Annotated in this window: 5 protein-coding genes; 3 read left to right on the top strand and 2 right to left on the bottom strand. The window is 45.8% G+C overall.

Features of this window, described 5'->3' with window-relative positions:
* Positions 1-201 (top strand): hypothetical protein (locus QZ918_RS32215; protein WP_293342958.1); only part of this gene is annotated, 201 nt, incomplete at its 5' end.
* A gap of 353 nt (positions 202-554) precedes the next feature.
* Positions 555-3,875 (top strand): DUF4347 domain-containing protein, encoded by a 3,321-nt coding sequence (locus tag QZ918_RS32210; protein WP_293342954.1) that lies wholly within the window; start codon positions 555-557, stop codon positions 3,873-3,875.
* A 234-nt stretch (positions 3,876-4,109) separates the two neighbouring features.
* On the opposite strand, the gene QZ918_RS32205 is transcribed toward QZ918_RS32210, so the two are convergent.
* Positions 4,110-5,390: a recombinase family protein gene (locus QZ918_RS32205; protein WP_293342951.1), complete on the bottom strand. Its 1,281-nt coding sequence runs from the start codon at positions 5,388-5,390 to the stop codon at positions 4,110-4,112.
* Positions 5,391-5,542: 152 nt separating this feature from the next.
* Positions 5,543-5,902: a VOC family protein gene (locus QZ918_RS32200; protein ID WP_293155390.1), complete on the bottom strand. Its 360-nt coding sequence runs from the start codon at positions 5,900-5,902 to the stop codon at positions 5,543-5,545.
* A 569-nt stretch (positions 5,903-6,471) separates the two neighbouring features.
* Here QZ918_RS32200 and QZ918_RS32195 point away from each other — a divergent pair.
* A complete protein-coding gene (locus QZ918_RS32195) occupies positions 6,472-9,801 on the top strand; it encodes an ATP-binding protein (protein ID WP_293342948.1) in 3,330 nt (1,109 codons plus the stop codon).
* Positions 9,802-9,917 lie beyond the last annotated feature (116 nt).

Below are 9,917 nucleotides of genomic sequence, written 5' to 3'. Positions count from 1 at the left end.
CTGTCAACTGTCAACTGTCAACTGTCAACTGTCAACTGTCAACTGTCAACTGTCAACTGTCAACTGTCAACTGTCAACTGTCAACTGTCAACTGTCAACTGTCAACTGTCAACTGTCAACTGTCAACAGACCTTGAGAGCAGATTTTAGGGTTTTAGGTCAATCAGTAATTGGGAACCGCAGCAACTCTTCTCTGGCTTGAAATTACATCGTATGTGGCTAATTGAGAGCGAGGTAATCGCCACATAGCAATAATTATGTCTGAATGTATTTTTCTGATTTAGATCGTGGAGAAAAACCCAAGATTCTCTTGATTCTAGTACCCCCATGCTTTCACGAAGTTTTTTAGCAATCCAGGGGTTTTCAGAATGAATATTTTACTAAAAATAATTGGTTGAAAGCCTCTACCTTTGAGGGGGAAATTAAGCTCGGACTATTGATTACTCCAATCCTCGGAGTTCTAGGTAGAGGTCGCTATCAAACTGTCAACTGTCAACTGTCAACTGTTTAAGGTCATTTACCAGCAAATAGCAAACATCATCATGGGTATGAAAAATGAATTCAACTTTTACCAGTATTGATTCACAGTCTGTTCTCGGCAATTCTCGTCCTAAATCTCTTGTCTTCATTGACTCGGACTTAGATGACTATCAAACTCTGGCGGCCGGCGCGATCGCAAATTCTGAGACAATCATTTTAGATAAAAATAGCAACGGAGTCGAGCAAATTACTGCGAAACTGCAAACCATTGCTGCTGCGGGCGGAACTGTAGACCAAGTTCACATTTTTTCTCACGGGAATTCTGGCAGTTTGCAGCTAGGTTCGGCGACGCTGAATTCGGAGAATTTGCCGCAGTATGCCAGCGAGTTGCAAGGGTGGCGCACGGCATTGAGCGATCGCGCTGATATCATGCTTTACGGTTGCGATGTGGCGGCGGGTGATGGTGCTAATTTTGTCGATCGCCTTTCGGAGTTAACCGGGGCTGATATTGCGGCATCTAGCGATCGCACGGGGCGCGGTGGTAACTGGAATTTGGAGTTTACCAAGGGTGATATTGAAACACCCATTGCCTTGACTCCAGAAGCAATGGCCGATTACCAAGGGACTTTAGCCACTGTTACCGTTACCAACGCTAATGATAGCGGGGCCGGTTCATTGAGAAGCGCGATCGCCTCCGCAGCAGCCGGCGATATTATTCAATTTTCCTCCTCTCTTGCCAATCAAAAAATCACCCTCACTTCCGGTCAACTTGTCATCAACAAAAACTTGACAATTGATGCAAGTGCTGCTAGCAATTTAACCATCAGTGGCAACAACACTTCGCGGGTAATCCTCACCGAAGGTTCCACCAATGTTACTCTAAAAAACCTGATTGTTGCCGACGGCAAAGTGTCGGGAACCGATCCGAATAACGAGGAAACTAGCAGCGGCGGCGGCATTCAAACTGGCGGTAACAGCACTTTAACTTTAGAAAATTGCCAAGTCAACAATAATGTTGCCGGTTTCGGCGGTGGCATTTACACCGGTTTCCGCAGCACCACAACAGTAATTAACAGCAAGTTTAGCGGCAATGACGGTTCTTTGGCTAGCAATACCGAACGCGGCGGCGGGGCGATCGCCACTAAAAGCGGCGGTGTTCTCAATATCAAAGATAGCGAATTTACCAACAACAAAGGCAGCTACGGCGGGGCTGTGAATAACCTGTTGGGCAGCATGACGATCGAAAACTCGAAATTCACTGGCAACCGCACAGATAAAGGCGTTGGCGGGGCAGTTTACGTCGATGGCGCTAATGCTTCTGGGCCCAATGCAACACCAGGCCCTACTCCTGGCAACATTATCATCCGAGGCAGCACTTTTGACGGCAATATCGGGACAGGAGAAGGAGGTGGAGCCTTTTTGTTTGGTTACAACCAAGACAAAGTAGTTTTGGAAAATAGCACTTTCATTAACAACAAGGCTATCAAAAATGCAGCGGGTCAGGGAGGTTCTGGTGGTGGAGTTCGCCACGGAAATGTAGATTTGACAGTGACAAATACCACCTTTGCCAACAACACAGCCGATGATAACGGTGGTGGCTTGTGGCTGGGAGAAGAGGGTAATATCAACATTGTCAATAGTACATTTTCCGGCAACACGGCTGCTAAACAAGGCGGCGGAATGGTTGTCGGTAACAAAGATGCCTTTTCGACTAACATCGTCAATTCGACTTTTGCCAAGAACACCGCTGGAGAGTTTTCGGGAGGTATTGCAACCTTTGGCAATCAGCCAATTACTGTCAAGAATTCGATTTTTGATAGCAACACGGCGGGCAATCCTTTTAAAGTTAAATTTCAAACAGGAAGAGAACTAATTGATGGCGGGAATAATATTCAGTTTCCCGCTAAACTCACGACAGGCGATCCAAACGACAATAACGCTACAGCAAAGGTGACGATCGCAGATCCGAAACTCGGCCCTTTGCAAAATATCAACGGTGCTTTCGTGTTGCCCCTGCTAGCAGGAAGTCCCGCCATTGACACAGGTACTGGTGCGGGCGCGCCAGCTAAGGATCAGCGCGGTGTGACTCGCCCCCAGGATGGTGATGGTAACGGCAGTGCGATCGTCGATATCGGCGCTTTTGAATTCACAACGACAGCCACGCCGACTCCGACACCAACTCCGACACCAACACCCGCCCCAACTCCGACACCCGCACCAACTCCGACTCCGGCACCAACTCCGACTCCGACACCAACTCCGACTCCGACACCCACACCCGCCCCAACTCCGACACCGGCACCAACTCCGACTCCGACACCCACACCCGCCCCAACTCCGACACCGGCACCAACTCCGACTCCGACACCCACACCCGCACCCACCCCGACACCGGCACCAACTCCGACTCCGATACCGGGTACAGATAATTGTTTGCTCGATCGATTCAGCGCCCCAGAATTAAACTCTGCTACCATCACCCCCAACCCAGTCCAAAAAACTGTCAATGGGGGTAACAATGCCGATTTCATCATGGGTAGCAGCATCCCCGAGTCGATTAACGGACTCGGCGGCAACGACACTATCTACGGCATGGGCGACAATGACAACATTGACGGCGGTGCAGATAACGACTTGCTCTTCGGCAATGACGGCACTGATTTCATTCAAGGTGGTGCTGGCAGCGATACCATCAGTGCTGGCAAAGATAATGACACTATTCTTGGCGGCGATGGCAATGACTTCTTAATGGGAGATTTGGGCAAAGATACTGTTGCCGGCGGTATCGGCAACGACACCATTTTTGGCGGCAAAGATGACGATATCTTGATCGGTGAAGATGGTGACGACTTCCTTTTCGGCAACTTAGGAAATGACACTATCAATGCTGGCAACGGCAACGATCTTGTGTTTGGTAATGAAGGTACAGACTTGCTGTTTGGCGGGGCAGGAGATGACACGATTTACTCCGGCAAAGAAAACGACAGTCTCGATGGCGGTATTGGCAACGACGTACTGTTTGGTAACGATGCAAACGATGTTCTATGCGGTGACGCCGGTAACGATACGCTTTTCGGCGGTAAGGGTAACGATCTCTTTGCTGGCGGTGCTGGTTCCGATTTCCTTTCCGGGGATATAGGAGATGATACTTTGACTGGCGGTTCGGGAAGTGATGTGTTTTTCCTAAATCAAAGTTTGGGTAGCGACATCATTACTGATTTCCGCAAGGGCGAGGATTTAATTGGGTTGGCTCCCGGTTTGAGTTTCAATCAACTCAGCATTACATCTAGCAACAATCAAACTTTGATTAGCGTGACGGGTACCAATCAATTGTTAGCGAAGCTTAACGGTGTTGCTGCCAATGCTCTCACCGCTACCGATTTTATCACTCTGTAGTTACCTCTTTTGTGCAGCAGTGCGATCGACAGTTAAAACCCCTGACAGTTGACAGTTAATAGTCTAAGATATTGTAGGGTGCGTCAGCGATTAGCCTAATTTTTAGCTAGTCCGCCAGAAGTCGCTGACGCACCCTACTACTACTTTATTCCTTCGATTGCCAGGACTAAAGTCCTCACTACAAACTCATTCTATCGACAATGATATGAATTGTTAATTGTCAATTTTTCAATATTAAAAAATAAAAATAATTTGCAGTTTCACTTCTGAATTTTCCCGAATTATTTCAATGCGATCGATAAACTCTCGAAAATAAAACCTGCGTTCCGATTCCGACAAATCCAGCCAAAATTGTGGCAGAGAAACAGTTTGAGCAGTTTCTCGCAAATTTACGGGGGGCATTTTCGCTAACCTGCTTTGCATTTCTGCAACTTCTGTGCGGATTTTATACGATCGCAAATCTGCGGTTTCCGCGTCCAAAATGCCGCTTTCAATCAGGGCGGGAAGTTGTTCTATAATTTTTTGTTTAGATGCGATCGCCCCGGCAATTCCGGCTTTGATGCCTTGGATGTCCGGCATTTGCAACTGGGCGATCGCATTTGGCAAATCGCGACAAATCCCTGTGATGGTTAATTGCAACACTTCTTCGTAGGAAATGCCGCTGCATTTAGGCTGTTGGGGACAGTTAATCGGTCGCAAATAAAGGTATTCTTTGTCTTTGCGGTAGGCTGTGACTTTCGTAACTGTCATGGACGATTTGCACTCGGCGCAAATTGCTAAACCTGCGAGGGAACGCGGGGCGCTGGCGCTGCGGGGAGCAAGGCGACTGTTGCGCCGCAGCAATCTGTCTACTTGGGCGGCTTCTTCTCTGGAAATAATCGGGACGTGGGTGTTAGAAATTACTTCGCCGTTTTGATATTCTAAATCGCCTCGGTAGGCGGGATTTGTCAGCCAGCGGCGGCCTGTGCTGACGGAGATTTTTTTGTTGTATTTCTTTGCTAAATAACGCACGGAACCGCGCAGGGAACCGTAGATGAGAAAGTGTTCAAAAAAGTCTTTGACGGCGGGGGAGGCGGTTTTGTCGATCGCATATTTGTCTTTGCCGCGCCGATAGCCATAGGGGGCTTTTCCGGGTGGGGGAAGGGATTTGATGCGGTTGCGGGCGTGTCCTTTGCGAATGCTGCGGCTGTGTTGGCTGCGCTGGATCTCGGCGAGGAGTTTGAGCAAGTTGGCTCTATTTTCTGTTTGTTTTTCGTCTGTGACAATTAGTTGAATGCCGAGGTTTTCTAGTTGTTCGAGGTGGGCGCACACTTGCTGTACTGTGTCGCCGAGTTCTTCAAAACGCTGAATTAGCAAGTATTTGACTGGTTCTGTTTGGCAGTCTTTTAGCAGTTGCTGGAGTTGCTGGCGCCCTCCTAAGTCTTGGTATGTGCGATCGACCTCTTGGCCCCAAATTTCGGCTGCTGGCGCGGATTCTAGCAGCGGTTCGGTGTAAGAGTAGGCGATGATTTTCATCTGTTATACCAATTTAATGTGAAGTTGCACATATCTCGATCCCCCTAAATCCCCCTGGTTGTAGGGGGACTTTGAAAAGAATCTTATCCCCCCCTTATTAAGGGGGGTTAGGCAGGATCCGAATTCGGGAGCAGCCTCATAAAAAAATGGTATTACTCGCCCAGTTCAATGATATTCCCATCTGGATCTTGGGTAAATAATGCCGATCGACCTGACGCGCTCATTTGTACCGGGCAATTGTGAGCGATTAATTGCTCTTTGGCTGCCTCTAAGTTAGCCACAGCAAACGCTAGATGTCGGTTGCGCCCCAATTTCTCATAGTCTACGGCATCTGGTATAATTGTTGCCGCCAAAATTAGGTGTAGCTGGAAGTTACCGACTTGATACCAGATGCCGGGAAATTTTAATTCGCGATCGATTTTTTGCAGTCCTAATACATTGCTGTAAAAGTGTTGGGATTTTTCGAGGTTGGAAACGAGCAGGGCGCTGTGGAGGGCTTGATTAATTTGCATTTGTATTTGGTATTTATTTTTTTACCGCCGATGCAGGCAGATGAGCGCTAATGAACGCAGATTTGTTGAGGTTAGTAGATTTTTTGATATCATAACATTATTAGTTGCTCTTAATACCGTCACAAAAATTAATTAACTGTAGCTAGAGCTTTTAAAACGTAATTCCGTCCATTCAAAATGTCTATCTATTGTACCAAGAAATTTGTAGCGAATTCAACCAACAGAAAGCTGGACATCCCAGATGTGACTTGAACAGGCTCCCGCTTCCCGGAAGCAAGCGCTTCAAAGATTTTTAACAAAATTCATGAGACGTGCGATGGTTAGCGCTCGATATATCATTATTTTTTGTCAAATCTTCCCGAAATCTTGGGAGCAGTAGTAAACTAATAAATAATGAACACAAACAAGTTTGATAGTCCTTAAACATAACTTACGCGCAGGCAGCCAGAAAGCGGTTTTTTTTACTACAATACAGAGGTTGTAGCCAGCCGATCGGCTAAAAAACCCGGTTATCAAGGTCGGAGTGCGTAAGTCCTCTTAAACTAAAAGCTGACTAGGATTTAGCAACTATGACCCCGATCGCAATTCCCGGCTACCGCATCAGCGAACAACTCTACTCCGGCACCCGAACCTTGGTTTATCGAGGTTTTTCGGAATCAGACAATCGACCAGTCGTCATCAAATTGCTCAAGTCTGAGTATCCGACTTTCACCGAACTGGTGCAGTTTCGCAATCAGTACACAATTGCCAAAAATATTGAGAATTCCGGTACAGTCAAACATTTAAGTCTGGAAACATATCGTAACGGTTTTGCTTTAGTAATGGAGGACTTTGGCGGTATTTCTCTGGCTGAATACATCACCAGCGATGCTTTTGGAGTCCAGGGTAAATTCACCAATCGCCTAGCCATTTTTTTGCAAATTGCCATTCAAATTTGCTCGGCATTAGAAACAATATATCACAGCGGCATTATTCACAAGGATATCAAACCACAGAACATTATAATTAACCCTACAACCAAAGAAATCAAACTTATAGATTTTAGCATCTCATCGTTTTTGCCTAAAGAAAATCAAGAAATCAAAAGCCCCAATATCTTGGAAGGCACATTAGCTTATATGTCTCCCGAACAAACTGGCAGAATGAATCGCGGGATTGACTACCGCACCGATTTTTACTCGCTAGGGGTAACTTTTTACGAACTGCTGACAGGACAATTGCCGTTCCAATCTAAGGAGCCGATTGAGTTAGTTCACTGCCACATTGCTCGCCAGGCAATTCCCCCGATCGCCCTAAATCCTGACATCCCCCAAGTCTTGAACGACATCGTGCTCAAACTGATGGCTAAAACAGCGGAAGCACGCTATCAAACAGCTTTTGGTATCAAACACGATTTAGAAAAATGCTTAAAAGAATACTCGGATTGTGGCACTATTCAACTGTTTGAATTAGGCAGCAGAGACATTTCCGAACGCTTTGTGATTCCGGAACAACTTTATGGCAGAGAAAGCGAAGTTTCGAGCCTATTAGCAGCCTTCGGCCGCGTCGCCTGTTCCCAAAAAAAATCCCCAGCAGCGGATAGCCGAGAACCGGGTCAAATCCCCCGTACAGCTACTACTGAGATCGTGCTGGTAGCGGGCTTTTCTGGAATTGGCAAAACCGCTGTCATTAACGAAGTTCACAAGCCCATAGTTCAGCAGCGGGGATACTTTATCAAAGGGAAATTTGACCAATTCAAGCGCGATATTCCCTTTTCGGCATGGGTACAAGCTCTGCAAAGTTTTATGCGGCAATTACTCACAGAAAGTGCTGCTCGCGTTCAGCAGTGGCAAGCCAAAATTTTGTCAGCTTTAGGCGATAATGCTCAGGTAATTATTGATGTTATCCCAGAATTAGAACTGCTGATTGGCAAGCAACCTGTTGTACCTGAACTAGAACCAAATCCTGCCCAAAATCGCTTCAATCTATTATTTCAAAAGTTCATTCGTGTCTTTGCTACCAAAAATCATCCCTTAGTCATTTTCTTAGATGATTTGCAATGGGCAGATTCAGGATCTCTGAAATTAATGCAGTTGTTGGTGAGCGAATCGGAAGGTCAACATTTGTTGTTAATTGGTGCCTATCGAGATAATGAAGTATCCAAGGTTCATCCCTTAATGCTGACTTTATCAGAGATTCGGAAGCTAGGCGCGGGTTCATCTTCTCTACAAAAACAGGAGAGCGCTCGCTCGGCCACTATAATTAATCAAATTACTCTCGCACCACTTTCAATATTTGACTTAAATCGTCTGGTTGCTGATGCTTTAAGTTGTGCGATCGACAGAGCTCTTGCGCTGACAGAAATCATTTTCAAGAAAACTAAGGGAAATCCTTTTTTTAGCAATCAATTCCTCAAAAAACTCCACGAAGATAAGTTAATCTATTTCGATTTTGCTTCCCCATTGCCAGGGAGAGATCGGGGCGGTTGGCAGTGCGATCTTACTAAAATCAGAGAATTGGCAGTCAGCGATGATGTAGTCGAGTTTGTGGCAAATAAATTGCATAAATTGCCGATCGCCACTCAAGATGTTTTAAAATTAGCTGCTTGTATTGGTAGCCAATTTGATTTAGAAACCTTAGCCCTTGTCTGTGAAAAATCTCAAAGAGACACCGCAGCCTACTTGTGGAAACCATTGCAAGAAGGCCTAATTTTACCGCAAAGTGAAGTTTACAAATTTTTTGCAGATGGTGGGGAGTCTGCGCTATTAGCCGTTGCCGATCGCCAATTGCCAAGTTACAAATTTTTGCACGATCGCGTTCAACAAGCAGCCTATTCTTTGATTCCAGACGACGCAAAGCAGTCAACTCACCTGCAAATTGGCAGATTGCTGCTGCACGAGGGCCCGCACGCACCATCCGCCGCCCCTACGGAAGATCGGATATTTGATATTGTCAACCATTTGAACATGGCAGTGGAATTAATTGTCGATCGCACCGAAAGACATCAACTAGCTTCCTTGAATTTAATTGCTGGGCGCAAAGCTAAAAATTCCACAGCCTATGCTGCTGCGGTTGATTACTTAACTATCGGCAGAAATCTGCTACCAGAGGATAGCTGGACAAATTTATACGACTTGACGATCGATCTGTATGTAGAAGCGGTGGCAGCCGAATATTTGAATACCAATTTCGATTTGTCGCACCAACTAGCCCAAATAGTTATATCGCGATCGCACAACCTCCTCGATCAATTCCGAGTTTACGAAGCGCAAATTCAGTCTTATATTGCCCAAAATCAGATGAAATCGGCAGTGGATGCTGGATTGCAAGTTCTGGGAATGCTGGGTGTTGCTTTGGAAACACAACTCCCGGCGGTGGTGGAGATACCCGCTTTAACTAATCTCCCAGAAATCAAGGATCCTTATAAAATTGCTGCTTTGAGGATTTTATGTGCGATCGCCTCTGCCGCTTATCTAGCCAGTCCAGAAATTTACCCAGCCGTTGTCTTTACAATGGCACATATTTGCAGCAAATATGGAAACTCTGCCCCGGCTAGTTATGCCTATGCTTGTTGCAGCTTAATCTGTGAAACAATCGGAGACATAGAATTAGGCTATCAATACGGTCAACTATCTTTGCAAGTATTAGATAAATTTCCCTCCACAGAATTTGAATCTAAAGTTATAATGGTCTACAATGCTTGCGTGAGACATTGGAAAGAACCCAGCCGAGCGACAATACCGTCTTTGATGTCAGCAGTCCAAAGCGGCTTAGAAAGCGGCGATATCGAGTATGCTTGCTATTCTGCTATGTATCTTTGCATCTACAGCTTCTTTAGCGGTGAAGACTTAACAACTGTAGATCTAAAATACGACCAGTATCTTGAACTAATGGTCAATTCCAAGCAAGAAAGTAGGTAGGCGGGAAAAAACCAATCTATGTAACAAAATATTAAGTTACCTAATTGGAGTTAAACTTAAGACGTTGCGTGGTGTAATTTCCCTTTTGTCCTCTAGCTTCTACTCCATGAATTACG

The organism is Microcoleus sp. CAWBG58 (assembly GCF_020883045.1).
Lineage (GTDB): Bacteria > Cyanobacteriota > Cyanobacteriia > Cyanobacteriales > Microcoleaceae > Microcoleus.
This window is presented reverse-complemented; position numbering and strand designations above follow the sequence as displayed.